This is a genomic window from Clostridium sp. UMB9555A (assembly GCF_030222355.1).
Taxonomy (GTDB): Bacteria; Bacillota; Clostridia; order Clostridiales; family Clostridiaceae; genus Sarcina; species Sarcina perfringens.
Window position 1 is genome coordinate 354,407 of the sequence record NZ_JASORQ010000001.1, and the last position, 19,723, is coordinate 374,129.

13 protein-coding genes and 1 tRNA gene are annotated in these 19,723 nt (G+C 29.3%); 12 read left to right on the forward strand and 2 right to left on the reverse strand.

The window, feature by feature from the left end:
- Window positions 1-74 precede the first annotated feature (74 nt).
- The 7 genes from QP548_RS01585 to QP548_RS01615 all read left to right on the forward strand — a co-directional run bounded on the left by QP548_RS01585 (window position 75) and on the right by QP548_RS01615 (window position 11,548).
- Window positions 75-4,514: a glycosyl hydrolase family 95 catalytic domain-containing protein gene (locus QP548_RS01585; RefSeq protein WP_061428883.1), complete on the forward strand. Its 4,440-nt coding sequence runs from the start codon at window positions 75-77 to the stop codon at window positions 4,512-4,514.
- 468 nt (window positions 4,515-4,982) lie between these two features.
- Window positions 4,983-5,594 (forward strand): 50S ribosomal protein L25, encoded by a 612-nt coding sequence (locus QP548_RS01590; protein ID WP_061428882.1) that lies wholly within the window; start codon window positions 4,983-4,985, stop codon window positions 5,592-5,594.
- Between the two features lie 155 nt (window positions 5,595-5,749).
- Entirely contained in the window at window positions 5,750-7,477 is a 1,728-nt protein-coding gene (locus QP548_RS01595; RefSeq protein WP_061428881.1) for a phospho-sugar mutase, read from the forward strand.
- A 291-nt stretch (window positions 7,478-7,768) separates the two neighbouring features.
- A complete protein-coding gene (locus tag QP548_RS01600; RefSeq protein WP_003460180.1) occupies window positions 7,769-8,866 on the forward strand; it encodes a tetratricopeptide repeat protein in 1,098 nt (365 codons plus the stop codon).
- 15 nt (window positions 8,867-8,881) lie between these two features.
- Window positions 8,882-9,598: a WecB/TagA/CpsF family glycosyltransferase gene (locus QP548_RS01605; protein WP_061428880.1), complete on the forward strand. Its 717-nt coding sequence runs from the start codon at window positions 8,882-8,884 to the stop codon at window positions 9,596-9,598.
- A complete protein-coding gene (locus tag QP548_RS01610) occupies window positions 9,598-10,884 on the forward strand; it encodes a glycosyltransferase (RefSeq protein WP_061428879.1) in 1,287 nt (428 codons plus the stop codon). The genes QP548_RS01605 and QP548_RS01610 overlap by 1 nt, the downstream gene beginning before the upstream one ends.
- Window positions 10,885-10,912: 28 nt before the next feature.
- Window positions 10,913-11,548 carry a cyclodeaminase/cyclohydrolase family protein gene (locus QP548_RS01615; protein WP_049039559.1) on the forward strand — a complete coding sequence of 212 codons (636 nt, stop codon included), beginning with the start codon at window positions 10,913-10,915 and terminating at the stop codon, window positions 11,546-11,548.
- A 179-nt stretch (window positions 11,549-11,727) separates the two neighbouring features.
- Here QP548_RS01615 and pdaA read toward each other — a convergent pair whose 3' ends face one another.
- Window positions 11,728-12,525 carry a delta-lactam-biosynthetic de-N-acetylase gene (gene pdaA, locus QP548_RS01620; RefSeq protein WP_003451769.1) on the reverse strand — a complete coding sequence of 266 codons (798 nt, stop codon included), beginning with the start codon at window positions 12,523-12,525 and terminating at the stop codon, window positions 11,728-11,730.
- Between the two features lie 158 nt (window positions 12,526-12,683).
- Here pdaA and ychF point away from each other — a divergent pair, with 158 nt between their 5' ends.
- A complete protein-coding gene (gene ychF, locus QP548_RS01625) occupies window positions 12,684-13,781 on the forward strand; it encodes a redox-regulated ATPase YchF (RefSeq protein ID WP_003451384.1) in 1,098 nt (365 codons plus the stop codon).
- Window positions 13,782-13,874: 93 nt separating this feature from the next.
- Here ychF and QP548_RS01630 read toward each other — a convergent pair.
- Window positions 13,875-13,971 (reverse strand) — tRNA-Sec (locus QP548_RS01630).
- A gap of 357 nt (window positions 13,972-14,328) precedes the next feature.
- Here QP548_RS01630 and rsmH point away from each other — a divergent pair.
- From rsmH to QP548_RS01650, 4 genes are all read left to right on the forward strand, one after another.
- Window positions 14,329-15,261: a 16S rRNA (cytosine(1402)-N(4))-methyltransferase RsmH gene (rsmH, locus tag QP548_RS01635; protein ID WP_003451137.1), complete on the forward strand. Its 933-nt coding sequence runs from the start codon at window positions 14,329-14,331 to the stop codon at window positions 15,259-15,261.
- A gap of 71 nt (window positions 15,262-15,332) precedes the next feature.
- Window positions 15,333-15,761, forward strand: coding sequence for a septum formation initiator family protein (locus QP548_RS01640; protein WP_061428878.1), 429 nt, complete (start codon window positions 15,333-15,335; stop codon window positions 15,759-15,761).
- A 187-nt stretch (window positions 15,762-15,948) separates the two neighbouring features.
- A complete protein-coding gene (locus tag QP548_RS01645; protein WP_081378726.1) occupies window positions 15,949-18,168 on the forward strand; it encodes a stage V sporulation protein D in 2,220 nt (739 codons plus the stop codon).
- Between the two features lie 94 nt (window positions 18,169-18,262).
- On the forward strand, window positions 18,263-19,717 hold the full coding sequence (locus tag QP548_RS01650; RefSeq protein WP_061428877.1) for a UDP-N-acetylmuramoyl-L-alanyl-D-glutamate--2,6-diaminopimelate ligase: 1,455 nt from the start codon (window positions 18,263-18,265) through the stop codon (window positions 19,715-19,717).
- Window positions 19,718-19,723 lie beyond the last annotated feature (6 nt).

A 19,723-nucleotide genomic window follows, 5' to 3' on the forward strand; every position in this document is an offset into this window, starting at 1 on the left:
TTATTACATATATTTATAATAAATGCAAAAATGCATTATTAAATATGATTATTACTATATTAGGGGGATGATTTATGAAAAGGAAATTCTTGAAGAAAATAGCATTGTTAGTTTCTTTAATGGTAGTGGGTCAATCAGTATATACTTTTGCTAAGTCTAGTAGATTTAATGAAGTAGGAAATAGTACTTTAAATGAAAATATTGATCTAGATAAATTAGCCTTATGGTATGATGAGCCTGCTACAAAATGGGAAAATGAGGCCCTTCCAATTGGAAATGGATATATGGGGGGAATGATTTTTGGAAGTGTATCAAGTGAAAGAATACAATATAATGAAAAAACTCTATGGTCTGGTGGACCAGGAGCATGGGAAGATTATAATGGGGGAAATAAAGAAGGTGCTTGGGAAGCTGTACAAGAAATAAGAAAATTATTAGCAGAAGGGAAAACTCCTTCAAACGATTTATACAAAAGAGTATGTGGTGATCAAAGAGCTTATGGAGCTTATCAAAATTTTGGAGATATATTCTTAGATTTTAAGTCTCATGAGGAGAGTAAGGTAACTAATTATAGAAGAGAGCTTAATATAGAGGAATCTTTATCTACAGTTAAATATAACTATAAGGGTGTTAATTATGAGAGAGAATATTTTTGTAGTTATCCTGATAATGTAATGGTTATTAAATTAAAGGCTGATAAAGCTTCTTCGTTAACTGTAGATGTTAGAAATGAAGGTGCCCATAATGGGAAGAATCTTTCTGTAGAAAATAACACTTTGATATTAAGTGGTGCAATAGAAGATAATGGAATGAAATATGAATCTCAAATCAAGGTTATTAATACTGGAGGATCAATTCAGGATAAAGAAGATAAAATAAGTGTTGAAAATGCAGATGAAATAACAATAATAATGAGTGCAGGAACAGATTATGTAAATGAATATCCAACTTATAAAGGAGAAGACCCACATTCAGCAGTAACTGAAAGAATTAATAATGCTGTAAATTTAGGATATGATGAATTAAAGAGTAGGCACATAGAAGATTATAAAAATTTATTTGATAGAGTAAATTTAAATTTAGGAGAACTTAAGTTAGATAAGCCTACTGATGAAATGCTTAATGAATATAAAACAAATCAATCCAATAGCTTAGAAACTTTATTTTTCCAATATGGTAGATATTTGCTTATATCATCTTCAAGGGAAGGTAGTTTGCCAGCTAATTTACAAGGAGTTTGGAATAATTCTAATAATCCACCTTGGAGTTCAGATTATCATTTTAATGTAAATATACAGATGAATTATTGGCCAGCAGAGGTTGCTAACTTATCTGAAACTGCCATTCCATTAGTTGAATATGTAGAGAGTTTAAGAGAACCAGGAAGAAAGACGGCAGAAATGCATTGTGGAATAGAAGGGGCAATGGAAAATAAAAATGGATGGACAGTAAATACTATGAATAATCCTTTTGGCTTTACAGCTATGGGATGGGAATTTGATTGGGGATGGGCTCCTACATCTAATGCTTGGATAAGCCAAAATCTTTGGGAGCATTACCAATTTACTGAGGATAAGGATTATTTAAGAGAAAATATATATCCTATTATGAAAGAAGCTGCACAGTTTTGGACTCAATTTTTAGTTGAATATACTCATAGTGATGGAAAAACCTATTTAGTTTCTTCACCAAGTTATTCTCCAGAACATGGTCCTAGAACTGTAGGCACAACTTTTGATCAAGAACTTATTTGGCAATTGTTCACAGATACTATAAAAGCTAGTGAAACTTTAGGAGTAGATGAAGAGTTTAGAGCAGAACTTGAAAATAAGAGAGAGAGATTATTGAAACCTCAAATAGGTAAACACGGACAAGTTCAAGAATGGAAAGATGATATAGATGATCCAAATAACAATCATAGACATATTTCTCATCTTGTAGGACTTTATCCAGGAACTCAAATAAATCAAAAAGATACTCCTGAACTATATGAAGCAGCTAAGGTTACTATGAATCATAGAGGGGATGGAGGAACAGGATGGTCTAAAGCTAATAAAATAAATCTCTGGGCTAGATTATTAGATGGAGATAGAGCCCATAGATTATTAGAAAATCAATTAACAACAAGCACTTTAGAAAACTTATTTGATACTCATCCACCTTTCCAAATTGATGGGAATATGGGAGCTGTTTCTGGAATGGCTGAAATGCTTGTACAAAGTCATTTAGGAACAATAAATCCATTACCAGCATTACCAACAGCATGGGACGATGGAAGCTTTGATGGATTAAAGGCTAGAGGAAATTTTGAGGTTTCAGCTAACTGGAATAATAATTCATTAAATCTTCTAAAGATAAAATCTGGTTCAGGAAATGATTGTTATTTAGAATATCCAGGAATAACAGAAGCTATTATAACTGATGCTAATGGAAATAAAATAACTCCAGAGGTTGTTTCAGAAAACGTAGTTAAATTCCCAACAGAAGTTAATGGAGAATATAAGATTGAAGGAATGCCTATGGAGAAACCAGAAAAGGTTAATGGATTAAAAGCTTTAAGAAATGGAGACAACTCTGTTTCATTAAAATGGAATAAGACAAAATTTGCAGAAGTTTATGATGTTTATAGAAAAGGTGAAGGGGATTTTGAATTAATAGCTGAAGATGTAAAAACAGAAGAGTTCATTGATGAAAATGCTCCTTCAAATGATAATTATAGCTATTTATATTATGTAGTGGCAAAGAATTCAGAGGGACTAGGAGAAGCCTCAGAAAAGGTTGCAGTTGAAACCAGTGTTTATTTAAGTGAATTAGAATGGAAAAGTGCATCTACTGGATATGGAACAATAAAAAAAGATGCTAGTTGTGATGGAAATACAATAACTTTAAAAGGTGAAAATGGAGAAAAGGTTTCTTATGATAAAGGAATAGGGACCCATGCTCACTCAGAGATAGTATATAGTTTAGAAGGATTAGATTACTATGATTATTTTGAAACCTTTGTTGGGGTAGATCAAGAAATGGCTGGTACTGTAGCATCTATATCCTTTGAGGTTTATTTAGATCATGAGAAGGTTTTTGATAGTGGATTAATGACAGGAGATACTACACAAAAACATGTTAAGGTGCCTATAGCTGGTAAAAATACACTTAAATTAGTTGTAAAAGATGGAGGAAATGATATAGGATCAGACCATGGAAGTTTTGGAGATGCTAAGTTAACAAAAGTTCATGCTGCTAGTAATGCAGATCTTAAATCTCTAAATATTAATGGAAATCCTATAGAAGAATTTAATGGAAGTAAATATGAATATTCTTATGAGCTTAAAAAGGGAGAAAACTTACAAAATCTAAATATTGAAGCAGAAGCTTTTACTTCAGAGGCTAAGATTGAAATTACAAAACCAGAAGAACTTCCAGGAGAAGCAGTAGTAAGAGTTACATCTAAGGATGAAACTATGCATAAAGAATACAAAATTTTAATAAATCCATATGTAATTGTGGAAGAAAGCATAATTGCTGATTATAACTTTGAAAATTCTTCTAACTTGGGAGAAGATAGCTCTAAAAATAGTTTCCATGGAGAAGTAAATGGTACAGTTAATCAAGAAGAGTCAAAGGATGGAAAAGCTGCTGATTTTGGTGATGGATATATAAAGGTTGAAAGCAATGATTCATTAAAATTAGCTGATAATATAGTTATAGAAACTGAAGTTTATTTAGATGAATACACTAATTATTGGCAAAAGATAGCTCAAAAAATAAATAATGGAACAGGAAAAGGTGGATTCTTAATAGATGTATCTCCTCAAGGAAAATTAAGATTCCATGCTGAAGGGTCAATAACTCAATTTATATCTAATAAAGCAATTCCTTTAAATGAATGGACAAATATAAAAGTTATTTTTGAACATTCAAAGGGTGAAGCCTCTATTTATGTAAATGGAGAATTAGATAAGATAGTAAAGCCAAGTTCAACTTTAGAAGTTAGTGATTTACCACTTATTATAGGTGCTGATTCTAATGGAAATGATAAATTGAAAGGGAAAATGAATAATTTAACTATTTCTTCAATAGAGCGTAGAGTAGCTAGTAGCAATTCTAGTTTAAGTGATATTTCTATTAATGGTAAAACTATGGAGGGTTTTAAAAAGGATGTATTTGACTATGAAATAGATTTAGAAGAAGGAACAAATATTGTCCCAGAAATAACAGCTACATCAGAAGATTCAAATGCCACTATTGAAATTAAAAATGCTGAAATTTTACCAGGAGTTAGTAAAATCAAAGTTATAGCAGAAGATGGTACAGAAAGTATTTACACAATTAACCTAAATATTAAAGTGAAAAATCCTTTAAAATCAGATTTTAATAAGAATGGAGAAATAGATTTAGGGGATTTATCTATGGTATCAAAATACTTTGGATCAAATAATAGTGACTTTGATCTAGATGGAGATGGTTTAGTTGGGGAATATGAAATAAACTTTGTATCTAGTGAACTTCTAAAATAAAAATAGAAATAAAATTAATTTAAAGGGGACTTTATCAAAATATAATAAAACTTACAAACATATTCCGAGAATTACTAGATTTTAAGTGAAAGTCCAAATTTTAATTTGGAATCTTGAACTTATCCAATGGAACTTTAGTTACATTGGAGTCATTTGAATAATCATTACTCCGAAGATATTACTAAAGCTTCGAAACTTAAGTGGAAGCCCAAATTTTTAATTTGGAATCTTGAACTTATGCAATTGAACTTTGTGAGATTGTATTCCTAAAAAAATTAAGTCTCAGCTTTTAAACGTAATATCTTCTCCATAATAATTTAAATTCTAAAGCTTATCTAGATATTCTCTTCATATTGTTTATAAGTTTTATAAATAATTATTTTGAGAAAGTACCCTTTATTTATATAAGACATTAAAGTTTATGAATAATAAAATGAATTTTGGAGATAATACTTAAAAGGAGGGATGATGATGGAAAATTTACAAGTAAATCAAAGAGAAAAAAAGACTAGACATTCAAGTAGACAGTGCAGAAGAAAGGGATTAGTTCCTGGAGTTATATACGGAAAAGGAATTAATAATTTCTTATTTGAAATAGGAGAATTAGAACTTAATCATGCTCTTTCTGTAACTGGTGAACATGGACTTTTAAACATAAATTCACAAGAGGGTTCTTTAAATACTCTTATAAAAGAAGTTCAAAGAGATCCTGTAACTAGAAGGGTATTACATATAGATTTAGAAAAGGTTGAAGGTAATGAAGAAATAGAAACAGCTGTTCCTATAAATTATGTTGGAGAAGAATACATAAATAAATTAGATGCAGTGTTACAAAAGAATATAGATAGCATAAAGGTAAAGTGCTCTCCATCTAATATTCCAAAGGGAGTAAATTTAAATGTGGGAAGAGCTAAGCCAGGAGAGCAATTTAAGATTGCAGATGTAGAATTTGGAAATGAAATAACAGTAGTTGATGATTTAAATTCTATAGTAGCTTCTGTAAGTTATGATCAAAAGATAATAACTCAAGAGGTAGTTGATCAAGAAGTAGCTGAAAATAGAGCTAAAAAGGAAAGTTAATATAAGCTTAATATAAATTAGAGTAAAAATGGGATTATTTTGTTTACAGTTCCATTTTTACTTTTTTTTGTTTTCAAATTTCAAAATATTGTAGTATAATATCTGTGAAAATAAAATATAAAATCCTTATAGAGATTTAAAGGGGAGATAGTGCAGTGTATAGAGAAAAATATGAAGAATGGCTAAATTCTGATATTATTTCTGAGGAAATAAAGGCGGAATTAAGAGACGTAAAAGAAGATAAGGAAATAGAAGATAGATTTTATAAGGAATTAGATTTTGGTACTGGTGGATTAAGAGGTGTTATTGGTGCTGGGACTAATAGAATGAATATCTATACTGTAGGAAAAGCTACTCAAGGATTTGCAGATTATTTAAATGATAATTATGCGGGGGAAAAATCTGTTGCAATAGCTTATGACTCAAGAAATATGTCTAAGGAGTTTGCAAAAGCGGCTGCTTTAACTCTTTGTGCAAATGGAATAAAGGTTAATCTTTTTGAATCTTTAAGACCTACTCCAATGTTATCCTTTGCAGTAAGAGAATTAAATTGTAAGGGTGGTATTGTTATAACAGCATCACATAATCCAAAACAATACAATGGATATAAAGTTTATGGAGATGATGGATGTCAATTAACAGATGCTCCTGCAAAAGCTGTTATTGGATATGTTAACAAAGTTACAGATTATGCAAACATAAAGACAATGAGTGAAGAAAAGGCTTTAGAAGAAGGTCTTTTAGTTTATATTGGTGAAGAAATAGATAAAAAGTATATAGATGATTTAAAAACTTTAACTATAAGAGAAGATTTAGTTAAGAAATATGCTAAAGATTTAAAAATAATTTATACTCCAATTCATGGTTCAGGAAATGTTCCTGTAAGAAGAATATTAAAAGAGTTAGGATATGAGAATGTATTTGTTGTTAAAGAACAAGAAATGCCAGATGGAAATTTCCCAACAGCTCCATATCCAAATCCAGAAGATCCAAAGGTATTTAAATTAGCTTTAGACATGGCTAAAGAAATTCAACCTGATATAATATTTGGAACAGATCCAGACTGTGATAGAATAGGTGTTGTTGTTAAAGACAATAATGGAGAGTACCAAGTATTAAGTGGTAACCAAACAGGAATGTTACTAACTAACTATATATTAAGTTCATTAAAGGAAATGAATAAATTACCTGAAAATGGTGCAGTTATAAAAACTATAGTTACTACAGAGTCAGTAAGAAAAATGACTGAGGAATATGGGGTAACTTTAATAGATACATTAACAGGATTTAAATATATAGGTGAAAAGATAAGGGAATTTGAAGAATCAGGTTCAAATGAATATTTATTTGGTTTTGAAGAAAGCTATGGTTACTTAGCTGGAACTTTTGCTAGAGATAAGGATGCTGTTGTAGCTTCAATGTTAATAGCTGAAATGACTTTATATTATAAAGAACAAGGAAAAACTCTTTATGATGGTTTAATAGAGCTTTATAATAAATATGGTTACTTCAAAGAAAGCTTAGTATCAATAGAACTTGCTGGAAAAGAAGGACAAGAACAAATAGCTAAGTGCATAGATGGCTTAAGAAATGATGCCCTAAAAGAAATGAAGGGAGTTAAAGTTATTACATCTTTCGATTATAAGTTAAGCAAAGAAGTAAATAACTTAACTGGAGAAGAAAAAGAAATCAAACTTCCAAAATCAAATGTCTTAAAATATGTTTTAGAAGATGATTCTTGGTTTGTTGTAAGACCATCAGGTACAGAGCCTAAGATGAAAATTTACTTATCAGTAAAAGGTTCAAGCTTAGAAGATTCAAAAGAAAAAACTGAAAACTTTAAAAATGCAATAATGGAAGTAATTAATGCTAAATTAAAATAGTTTAAGTTAAACAAAGAGCTATGTTAATATAACTTATATAAAATTTATAAGTTATAAATATAGCTCTTTTTATATTTTTAGAGCTTAATGCACAAAAGAGTTAATTAAAGTGTTATAATATATAACTAAAATAAGTGTTATAAGTTATAACTAAATACTAAGATGAACTAATTTTTATTTTGTGATAAAATAAAGTTCGAAATTTATGATATATAATAAAATTTAGGTTTATAAATTTTATTTTTAGATAGAATTAAAATAGTTAGTAAAAGTAGTTAAGGAGATAGATATATGAGTTTTAATACATTTGCAAAAGAAAAATTATCACAACTTTTATTTTTAGAAATAGATGGAGATGGATTTGTTAAAAGTTTAGGAAAAGATCCAAAAGAAGTTAATATAAATGAAGTTTATATTCCAATAGATCCAAAACATTTATCACAGGATGTGAAAAGTGGATATAAATTAGAATCTTTACCAATAAACTATTTAGTTGAAGGAATGTTTTTTGCTTTAGGTGGAGACAAGGATTTTAAATTTAATAAGGAGTATAAAAAATTAATTCCACTAATAGAGGATGCTATTCCATGTGTTAAAAAGATAGTAGCTGATAAGGTTAAAGAAGAAAATATGGTTGAAGCATTTATGCTTTTAAAGGGATTAACTGAAATATCAGATGAAACTGAGGTTTATGAAAATCTTCTTTTAATATGTGAATCTTTAAGAGAAAGAAACAAAGCTTATAATGAAACTCAACTAGAAATTTGTGATAAATGTAAAGCAAATAGAAGTGATTTAGCTCTTCCATATCTTTATTCAGCAATAGCTTACAATGATATGGGACAATATGATAAAGCTTATGTTGATATAAATGAATATTTAGCTAAGGGTGGAGAAAGAAATGAAATAGTTGAGGTTTTATATAATGAGATAAAAGACTCAGCTGATTATGAAGAAGGAAAAGAAGATTTAATAGAAGAACCAGAGGATGCCTTAAAAAGACTTCTTCCTTTAGCAGATAAATTCCAAGATAATGCTATTTTAAGATATTATATTGCAACAGCTTATAGAAGACTTGGAAATTTTGAAAAGGCCGTTTATTACTTAAATGAATGTTTATCAATTGATGATAGTATAGTTGAAGCAGTAAATGAAATGGGAATAAATTATGCATCTTTAGGAATATATGATGAAGCTGTTAAATATTTAAGAAAAGCCTTTGAAAGTACAAGAGATATAGAGGTTTGTACTAACTTAATAGTTTGTTATTTAAATGCAGGAAAAATAGAAGAGGCAAAGCAGCACTTAGATATAGCAAAGGCTATAAACAAGGATGATGAAATAGTAAAAGAAATAGAAACATTTATGAAAAATAATAATATTAAATAGCCTTAGGAGCGGAATATGTATAAGGAGTTATTAGGATATAAAATATTTTCAGATAATAAAGGGGATCTTTTAAAAGAGATTGAAAATAAAAAAAGAGTTAACATAATATCTGGAAATCCAGAGGTTTTATATAATGGTATAAAGAATGAATTTTTAAGAAATAGCTTTACTAAAGAGGATGCTTTAATAATTCCAGATGGAGTAGGAACTTTGCTTGCAGCTAAGATTAATGGAATAGATATTAGAGAAAAAATAGCTGGCATTGAAGTTATGAATATGCTTTTAGAAGAAGCTAGAGATAAGAATTTAAAAGTGTTTTTATTAGGAGCTAAGGAAGAGACACTAATTAAATGCAAGGAAAAAATAAAAGAAAACTATGATGGAATTAATATAGTTGGAAGTAATAATGGTTTTTTTGATTTAGATAATTGTGATGATTTAATAGAAAAAATTAATGAAAGCAAGGCTGATATACTTTTTGTTGCCATGGGAGCGCCTAGACAAGAAGTCTTTATAGAGAAATATAAGGATAAACTTTGTTGCAAGATCTTTATGGGTGTTGGTGGAAGTTTTGATGTGTTTGCTGGAAATGTAAATAGAGCACCACAATTCATGATTAATATAGGTATGGAATGGCTTTATAGAGTGGCTAAAGAGCCTTGGAGAATAAAGAGATTAGGTAGCATACCAAAGTTCTTATTGTTATCACTTAAGGAAAGAGGTAAAAGATAATGAAAATTTTATTTATAGCTTGTTATTCTCCTATGATAAATAATTCAGCATCAATTGAAACTCTTATGTACTTAAATAATTTATGTAATATAGAGAATAATGATGTACATCTTTTAACTGTAGACTTTCCTAAAAACTCTATATACTATGATGAGGAAATATTAAAGCTTTTAGATAGTAAAGTAAAGGTTCATGCTATTGAAGGTGGAAAATTATTTAATAAGATTATGCCCAAAAAATCTATAGAGGTAAAGGAAGAAGATAAGTCTTCTAACACAAAATCTAGTGGTAAAATTAAACTTATGAGGAAGATTAAAAATAAAATAATTTTCCCTGATATGTATTATAATTGGAGTTTTAAAGCCTCAAATTATGGCATAGAACTTATGAATAAAGAAAAGTTTGATGTTATATTTTCTATGCATGAGCCACCATCTAGTCACCTTTGTGCTTTAAGAATAAAAAAGCACTTTAAGGAGATTCCTTGGGTTTTATATTGGAGCGATCCTTGGCTTAAAGATCCATCAAGAGATGATATTGGCTTTATAAGAAAATTCATAGAAGGTAGACAAGAAAAATCAGTAGTATTAAATGGGGATAGACATATATTTGTAACTGAAGAGAATAAAAAAGATTTTATGGAAAAATATAACGTAAAAGAAGATAAAATGTTTATCGTAACTAGGGGATACAATAAAGCCATATATGAAGAAATTGAAAGGGCAGAAAAGCCAGAACTTTTAAAGGATAATAAGATAAACTTAATTTATGCTGGAGAAATTTTCAGTAAAATTAGGGATTTAAGACCTTTTATAAAAGCTTTAAAGGAATTAGAGAAAAGAAATCAGGAGCTATTTAATAGATTAAACATAATATTTTTTGGAAATATAGACGATGAAAATATTAAAGAAGAATTAAAAAAGTTTTCTAATGTTAGTGTTAATGGAAGAATTGACTATAAGGAAGCTTTAAGATACATGATACATGGAGATGTTCTTCTTGTTTTAGGAAACAAAAATTCTAAGCAAATACCTGCTAAAATATATGATTATTTAGGAACAAAGAATCTTATTATGGTTATATTAGGAGATGAAAATGATCCTATTAAGAATGTTGTAGCTAATAAAGAAAAGTGTATAGTTAGTGAAAATAATTATGAGGCTATAATAGATGACTTAAATAAATGTAGGGATTTAATAGATTTAGGTAAGAAATTTAAGGCAAATGAAGAATATGAATGGAGTAGTATAGGTAAGAAGCTAAATAATATACTAAAATTAAAATAGGCAATAAGACATGACGGAGGGGTAGACAATGAAAAACGAAAAGATTAAAGACTTTATAGAAGATTTAGGTTCAAGTTCATCAGCACCTGGTGGTGGGGCAGCAGCAGGGATTGTTGGAGCAGTAGGAGTTGCATTAACATCAATGGTTTATAGCTTAACTGTTGGTAAAAAAGCTTACGAAGCATTAAGTGAAGAAAATAAAAAGAAATTAGATGAAAATCTTGAAAATGCAAAAAAATCTTATAATGAAATGTTAGATTTCATGAACAAAGATGAGGAAGCTTTTACTGCATTAATGGATTGCTATAAGTTACCTAAGGAAACTTGTGAAGAGAAAAGCTTAAGAAGTGAAAAAATAGATGAATGTACTTTAGGGGCAATGATGGTTCCTCTAGAATTAAGCAGAAAAGCCTTAAAGTTTTTTGATAATGTAAAATTTGCTGCTAAGTATGGAAATAAAAATTTAATTTCAGATGCTGTAGTAAGTGCTATAATGCTTAGTGCTTGTATAGATAGTTCCATAGTTAATGTAGAAATAAACTTAGAGTTTTTAAAAGATAAAAACTTAGTTAAGAGTGTAAAAGAAGAAATTTTACATATAAGAAATGAAAGCAATAAATTAAAAGAAGAGATTTTAAAAGAAAGTGGTTTTCTTCAAAATTAAGTAAAAATAGAATAAAAAATTATTAGATAAATAATAAGGGGTCTATATCAAAATGTAATAAAAAACTTATAAACATATTTTGAGAATTAATAGATTAAGCTAAATTTAGAGGTTCTCTTCATACAATTTGTAAGTTTTATGAAAGTTATTTTGATATGGTCCCCTTAATTGATTTAGTATTATTCTTTTTTAGGAGTTAAATCATTTAAGGATTTAAATTCATAACCATTAGATTTTAACTCTTTTAAAATTTCATCTAAAATGGCAGTATTAGTATCTGATACGGCATGAAGCAGAGCTACTTCGCCATTATGAACTTTATCTAATATTTTTTTCTTAGCAGCTTCTTTAGAAGGTTGCTCATCAACTAACCAATCTTTATAAGCAAAACTCCAAAAAACAGAGGTATAACCAAGTTCTTCAGTGTAAGCTAAGGATTGTTCACTGTATTTACCCATTGGAGGTCTAAAGAATTTAGGCATTTCTTTTCCAGTAACTTTAGAGTATTCCTCTTCAACTTCAGTAAATTCCTTTGTAAATTTTTCTTTATCAAGTATTTTAGCCATAGATGGATGATGAGAAGTGTGATTACATACAAGATGGCCTTCTTCATCCATTCTTTTTATAAGGTCTGGATAGTCTTTTATATATGGTCTTGTTACAAAGAAGGCAGCAGGAACTTGATTTTCTTTTAATATATCAAGTATTTTTGCTGTATTACCATTTTCATATCCTTCATCAAAAGTAAGAAAAATTTCTTTCTTTGATGTGTCTCCACAATATACAACTTTATGATTGCTTATATAAGGAGTTTCTTTTGGCCCATGAGGAACACCTTCCTCTTTATTAAAAGAATAATACCAGTTAAATTCTTTTGTACAAGGGCTATTAAATTCTTTTGCACTTACTTTTGTGTTTAAAGTAATAGATAGAATCATCATTATTGAAAATAATAATGAAAAAACTTTCTTAATCATAAAATATCACCTCAAATTTAGTATGTGTTATATATTAGGATTAATTTGTATTTTTAAGTGGATAATTAGGAAACATAATACAGTTGTTGAAATATATATTAAGCTAGAGTATAATCATTAAGTATGAAATTAAATATAAGAAAGGGACGTGTACATAGATGAAATTAGGAATGGTTGGATTACCAAACGTTGGTAAAAGTACATTATTCAATGCTATTACAAAAGCAGGAGCTGAATCAGCAAACTATCCTTTCTGTACAATAGAACCAAACGTAGGTGTTGTAAGTGTACCAGATAAGAGATTAGATGTTTTAGAAAAAATATATAATACAAAGAAAAAAGTATATACTGCAATAGAGTTTTATGATATAGCAGGATTAGTTAAAGGTGCTAGTAAAGGTGAAGGATTAGGAAATAAATTCTTATCACACATAAGAGAAGTTGCAGCTATCGTTCATGTTGTAAGATGCTTTGACGATGAGAATGTTGTTCACGTAGAAGGTTCTGTAGATCCAATAAGAGATATAGAAACTATAAACTTAGAGCTTATCTTTGCAGACTTAGATGTTCTTGAAAGAAGAATGGAAAAGACTATGAAGTTAGTAAGATCAGGTGATAAAACTGCTAAGTTTGAGTATGATGTAATGGAAAGATTAAAAGCTCACTTAGAAGCAAATAAACCAGCTAGAACTTTAGAAGCTACTGAAGATGAAGAAGCTTTCGTAAAAAGCTTATTCTTAATAACTTCAAAACCAGTTTTATATGCTTGTAACATATCAGAAGATGATATGATGGAAGGAAACTTAGATAATGAGTATGTTCAAAAGGTTAGAGCATATGCTGAAACTGAGAATTCAGGAATCATGGTTGTTTGCGCTAAACTTGAAGAGGAATTATCAGGATTAGATGAAGAAGAAAAAGCTGAAATGTTATCTGAGTATGGATTAGAAGAATCAGGTCTTGATAAACTTATACAAGCAAGTTACAAATTATTAGGATTAATGAGTTACTTAACTGCAGGGGTACAAGAAGTTAGAGCTTGGACAATAAAACAAGGAACTAAAGCTCCACAAGCAGCAGGTAAAATTCACTCTGATATAGAAAGAGGATTCATAAGAGCAGAGGTTGTTTCTTATGATGATTTAGTAGAATGTGGTTCAGAAGCAGCTGCTAAAGAAAAAGGTGTTTACAGATTAGAAGGTAAAGAATACGTAATGAAAGATGGAGACATAGTTAACTTCAGATTCAACGTATAATATAAAAGAAAAAATTTATCATCAAATTTAAACAGTATTTTTAGACAAAAAAAGAGCTATTTGAAGTTTTCTTCAGATAGCTCTTTTTCTTTATGGCGGGAATATGTGGGAATCGAACCCACCCATGATGGTATTAGCACCATAACTAGGTTTTGAAGACCTGTAGAGACACCAGCCCCTATCTACTCCCATAATATTTTAAAATTTTACATCAAAATAAGTATAATGTCAAATTTTTTTCTAAGGATATTTTAATTATATAAACTTATAAATAATGAATATTGAAAGGAATTTTTAATTTTTTATAGAATAATGTATAATAAAATATAATATATAATGGGAAAATGGTTGCAATAGCATTGTATTGTAGTGTAAATTAGTAAGAGGCATAATAATTTACATAATGTTTATAATAAATACGTTTAAAAATGTTTATTAATAAAATTAAGCATGATAAATTAAAGCTATTAAGCTATATTATACAGTATATAATATGATTGAGAAAATCAAATGATGATAAGTAATTAAAAATTTAAGGAGTATTTATATGGAATTTAAACACGTTTCGGTTTTGCTAGATGAGTGCATAAATGCTTTAAATATAAAAGAAGATGGTATATATGTAGACTGCACATTAGGTGGTGCAGGTCATTCAAGTGAAATAGTAAAAAGACTATCAAGTGATGGTAGATTAATAGGATTCGATCAAGACAAAGATGCTTTGAAAGCTGCTGGAGAAAGATTGAAAGACTATAAAAATGTTACATATGTTCATAGTAATTTCTATGCTATATATGATGTATTAACAGATTTAGGCATAGATGGAGTAGATGGTATCCTTATGGACTTAGGAGTTTCTTCTTATCAATTAGATAATGGAGAAAGAGGATTTAGTTATATGCAAGATGCTCCTTTAGATATGAGAATGAATAGAGAAAATGAATTCTCAGCATATGAAATAGTTAATACATATTCAGAAGAGGAATTATATAGAATAATCAAAGAATATGGAGAAGAAAAATTTGCTAAAAGAATAGCGAGTTTCATAGTTAAAAATAGAGAAGAGAAAAATATAGAAACTACTTTGGAATTAGTTGAGATAATTAAAGCCGCAATTCCAGCAAAGGCTAGAAGAGAAGGACCACATCCAGCTAAAAGAACATTCCAAGCTATAAGAATAGAAGTTAACAAGGAACTTGAAATTATAAGTAAGACTATTTTAGATGGAGTTAAGAAACTTAATAAAGGTGGAAGAATGGCAATAATAACATTCCACTCATTAGAAGATAGAATTGTTAAAAATACATTTAAAGAATTAGCTAATCCATGCACATGTCCAAGTGAGTTTCCTGTATGTGTTTGCAATAGAAAGCCAGAAGTTAAGCTTATAAGCAGAAAACCTATTGAGGCTAGCAAGGAAGAGCTAGAATTTAATCCAAGAAGTAGAAGTGCTAAGTTAAGAATAATAGAAAAATTATAAGATGATATATTTAGATAGCTTTATTAGATTTTTAAGTAAGGGGAATAAAAATAATTGGAGAGGGATTGTAGATGATTGTAAAAGAGTTTGATTATAATGGTAGTTCAGCGCTTAAACCACAGAGAAAAGAACAAACTATACCAAGTAAAGAAACCTATGACAAGAAAAAGAAAAAAATCGAACAACAAAGAAGAAAAAAGCAAAAAGATAAAAAAATAAAAAAAAGTGTATATCAAATAGTACTTCTAATATTAGTTGTTGGTGGGATAACAATAAGTAGAGATGTAAAAGTTTATAAAACTCAGCAACAATTGGATTCATTAAATAAAGAAATAAATTCTGTTATAACAGAAAATGAAGCTTTGAAGGTTCAAATATTAAAGGCAAGTTCTTTAGACAAAATAGAGGACACTGCTAAAAATAAATTAAAAATGATATTACCAACTAAGGAAAATATGATTAAGTTAGGCGAAAGCCAAGCTACTGAAGGTAAGCAATAGGGGAATAAATTAGGATGTACTTTTATTATTATTTTAAGGGTACATCCATAATTTTTTATAAGGGCTACAATTTTATAAATTTAATTTTAATTAGATAATATGATAAATTTAGTAGAACCTTAAATTTTCATAAAGTGAATTTTAAAGATAGAACTCATTTTATTTAACTTACTACGGAGGGCTAAGGGTGAAAAAGAAGAAAAACAAAGGATTTAAAGATTATAAAATAACAAAATCGCTTAGATTTGGAAGAACATATTGGACCATGATAGTAGTATGGGGATTACTAGGAGTATTAACCTTAAGATTATCATACGTAATGATTTTTAAGCATAAAGAATATGGTTCCATGGCAGAAGAACAATGGAAAAATGAAATAAAGATAGGTGCTAAAAGAGGAGAAATCTTAGATAGAAATGGAGCTCAATTAGCTGTTAGTGCTAATGTTTATAGAGTGGATTTAGATCTTAAAACTCTAAGAGAAGATACATTTACTAAAGATGATACAGATGATACAAAAAAAGAAAAGCTTAATAAAATTGCAGGGGAGCTAGGTACTGCTTTAGATATGCCTAAAGAAGAGGTATATGATAAGATAAATAGCACTTTACCATCAGGATTGCCAGCTACTTCTGTTACTTTAATCAGAAAGATAGAAAAAGATAAAGCTGATAGTGCTAAGAATTTAAAGATAAGAGGAGTAATAGTTTCACAGGATACAAAGAGATATTACCCAGATAATAATTTCTTAGCGCAAGTATTAGGAAGAGTTGATGCAGATGGTATAGGTCAAGGTGGTATAGAGCGTGAATATAATGTGGAATTATCAGGATTACCAGGAATGAGAATATCAGAAGTTGCAAGAAATAGTAGTGGCATACCTTATTCAAATTCTGAATTTGCAAAGCCTGTTGATGGTAAAGATGTTACATTAACCGTTGATGAAACTATACAGTATTTTGCAGAAAAAGTTGCAGAAGAAGGAAAAAAAGAATATAAGGCAGATGGGGTTAGTATAATAGTTATGAATCCTAAAAATGGAGAAATATTAGCTATGGCTAATAAACCAGATTATAACCCTAATGAACCTTATAAAGGTTATGAAAATTTTCCGGGTAAAGATAAAACTGAAAAGATGGAAAATATGTGGAAAAATGATGCTGTATCAAATTCATTTGAGCCAGGATCTATATTTAAAATGGTAACATCTTCAGCTGCTGTACAAGAAGGGATAGCAGGTGGTAATGAAACTTATTTTTGTCCAGGTGGAAAAAATGTATCTGGAACTTATATAAAATGTTGGAAGCCAGAAGGACATGGAACTGAAACTTTTGACCAAATATTAGAGAACTCTTGTAACGTTGGGTTTATGGACATAGGTCAAAAACTTGGAAAAGAAAAATTAAATGAATATATAGAAAAGTTTGGATTTGGCAAGCAGACAGGAATAGATTTACCTGGAGAAACAACTGGTATAGTATTGCCAAATGATAAAATAGGTCCAGTAGAACTTGCAACCATATCATTTGGTCAAACAGATAGTGCTAGTTCAGTTCAAATGATGGCAGCTATGAATACAATTGCTAATGGAGGAACATGGATACAACCTCATATAATGAAGGAAATAAGCCATGAAGATACAAGTGGAGCAAGAGTAGTTGATAAAACTTTTGTACCTAAAAAAATTGATAATATAATAGATCAAAAAACAGCTAGGAGAGTTTCAGAAGCTTTAGAAAAAACTGTTCATTTTGGATCTCCTAAGAGAGCTTATATAGAGGGATATGGAATTGCAGGTAAAACTGGTACAGCTGAAAAGGTTAAGGCTAGTGGAGGATATGGTGCAGGGTATGTAGCTTCTTTTGCTGGATTTGCTCCATATAATGATCCACAAGTTTCAGTTTTAATATCTGTAGATAATCCAAAGGGGGAATACTTTGGAGGATTAGTAGCGGCACCATTAGCTCATGATTTATTTAGTGATATATTTAACTATATGGAATTAGATAGTTCAAAGATAGATAAAAATAAATCAAAAGAAGAGATTCTGCCAGAAGTTAGAGGTATGAGTTTAGATAAGGCTAAAGCTATTTTAGATAAGGATAACATAAAATATTCTGTAGAAGATGGTGGGAATTCTGTAGTTGATATGAATCCTAAGCCAGGATATACAATCAAAGAGGGAGATGAAATTAAACTTTACACTAAAACTACTTCAAATTATAATAAAGATGTTGTAGTACCAGATTTTAATGGACTTTCCATGGAAAAAGCAAAGGAAATTTTAAGCAAAATTGGCTTAAAGGGTACTTTTGCAGGAGAGGGAGTTATTAAGGAACAAAGTATAGCTCAAGGTGATGTAGTTAAAAGTGGTACATCAATAGAATTTAAATTAGATAAGAAATAATGATAGTTAAAAACTAGCATGTGAGTAATTTCACATGCTAGTATTTTGTGAATTTAACGCTTGTTTATTGCATAGTATTTAAGGAGTGAGAAAAATGATTCTTAAAAGTTTATTAAAGGGCTTAGATTATGAAGTTATAAAAGGTAATGAAGAGTCAAAAGTACAAAATATAAGATATGATAACAGAAAAATAGAACAAGGGGATGCCTTTGTTTGTGTAAAAGGCTTTAAAGTAGATGGACATTCCTTTATTGGTGATGCTATTAAAAAAGGAGCTAATGTATTAATAGTTCAAGAAGATGTAAGTGTTCAAGAAGACATAACAATAATAAAGGTTAGAGACACTAGAAAAGCCTTAGCAATAATGTCTTCAAATTATTTTGGAAATCCAAAGGATAAACTTAAAATAATAGGAATAACAGGAACTAATGGTAAAACCACTTCTGCTTTTATTATTAAATCTATCTTAGAAAAGGCAGGATTTATGACAGGTTTAATAGGAACCATAGCAAACTATATAGGAAATAAAAAAGTAGATGCAGTAAGAACTACACCAGAATCTTACGAGCTTCATGAGCTATTTAAAAATATGGTTGATGCTGGAGTAGAATATTGCGTTATGGAAGTTTCTTCACACTCTCTAGAGTTAGATAGAGTATATGGAATTCAATTTGAAGAGGGAATTTTCACTAATTTAACTAGAGATCATTTAGATTTTCATAAAACCTTTGAAAACTATTATAATGCTAAATTTAAGCTTTTTGAAAGAAGCAATCATAGTATCATAAACTTAGATGATCCATATGGAGCTAATATAGTTAAGGATATAGAAGAAAGAGGAGTAAAGACTAAGGTTTCTACTTTTTCAATTGAAAAAGAGTCAGACTTTAAGGCTTTTGAGATTAAAAGTCACTCAAATGGTTCAGAATTTAAGGTGAATTTAGAGAAGGTAGAAGAGTTTTATATAAATATTCCTGGAGAATATAATATATATAACTCATTAGGTTGTATAATATGTGCACATAACTTAAATATTCCAATGGATAAAATTAAAGAGGGATTAAGTGATGTGGTTATACCAGGAAGATGTGAGTTAGTAGCAAAGGAGAAAAATTTACCTTATAGCATAATAATAGATTATGCACACACACCAGATGGATTAGAAAATGTTTTAACTACAGTAAAAGCCTTTACTAAAAATAGAATGATTTCTGTATTTGGTTGTGGAGGAGATAGAGATAAGGTTAAGCGTCCTCAAATGGGTAAAATAGGATGTGAATTATCAGATATTGTAATAATTACTTCAGATAATCCAAGAAGTGAAGAGCCTATGGATATAATTAATGATATAGTAAAACCACTTAATTATGATAATTTTGTCATTGAAGTTAATAGAAAAGAAGCTATAAGAAAAGCAATGAATATGGCTTTAGAGGGAGATGTTATTGTTATAGCTGGTAAAGGACATGAAACATATCAAATACTAAAAGATGAAACAATACACTTTGATGAAAGAGAAGTTGTATATGATATTTTAGAAGGCAAGTAGAGGTGT

Coding starts and splice junctions, on each gene's coding strand:
- QP548_RS01585 (WP_061428883.1), top strand. CDS start 75: ATGAAAAGGAAATTCTTGAAGAAAATAGCATTGTTAGTTTCTTTAATG.
- QP548_RS01590 (WP_061428882.1), top strand. CDS start 4,983: ATGATGGAAAATTTACAAGTAAATCAAAGAGAAAAAAAGACTAGACAT.
- QP548_RS01600 (WP_003460180.1), top strand. CDS start 7,769: ATGAGTTTTAATACATTTGCAAAAGAAAAATTATCACAACTTTTATTT.
- QP548_RS01605 (WP_061428880.1), top strand. CDS start 8,882: ATGTATAAGGAGTTATTAGGATATAAAATATTTTCAGATAATAAAGGG.
- QP548_RS01610 (WP_061428879.1), top strand. CDS start 9,598: ATGAAAATTTTATTTATAGCTTGTTATTCTCCTATGATAAATAATTCA.
- QP548_RS01615 (WP_049039559.1), top strand. CDS start 10,913: ATGAAAAACGAAAAGATTAAAGACTTTATAGAAGATTTAGGTTCAAGT.
- pdaA (WP_003451769.1), bottom strand. CDS start 12,525: ATGATTAAGAAAGTTTTTTCATTATTATTTTCAATAATGATGATTCTA.
- ychF (WP_003451384.1), top strand. CDS start 12,684: ATGAAATTAGGAATGGTTGGATTACCAAACGTTGGTAAAAGTACATTA.
- rsmH (WP_003451137.1), top strand. CDS start 14,329: ATGGAATTTAAACACGTTTCGGTTTTGCTAGATGAGTGCATAAATGCT.
- QP548_RS01640 (WP_061428878.1), top strand. CDS start 15,333: ATGATTGTAAAAGAGTTTGATTATAATGGTAGTTCAGCGCTTAAACCA.
- QP548_RS01650 (WP_061428877.1), top strand. CDS start 18,263: ATGATTCTTAAAAGTTTATTAAAGGGCTTAGATTATGAAGTTATAAAA.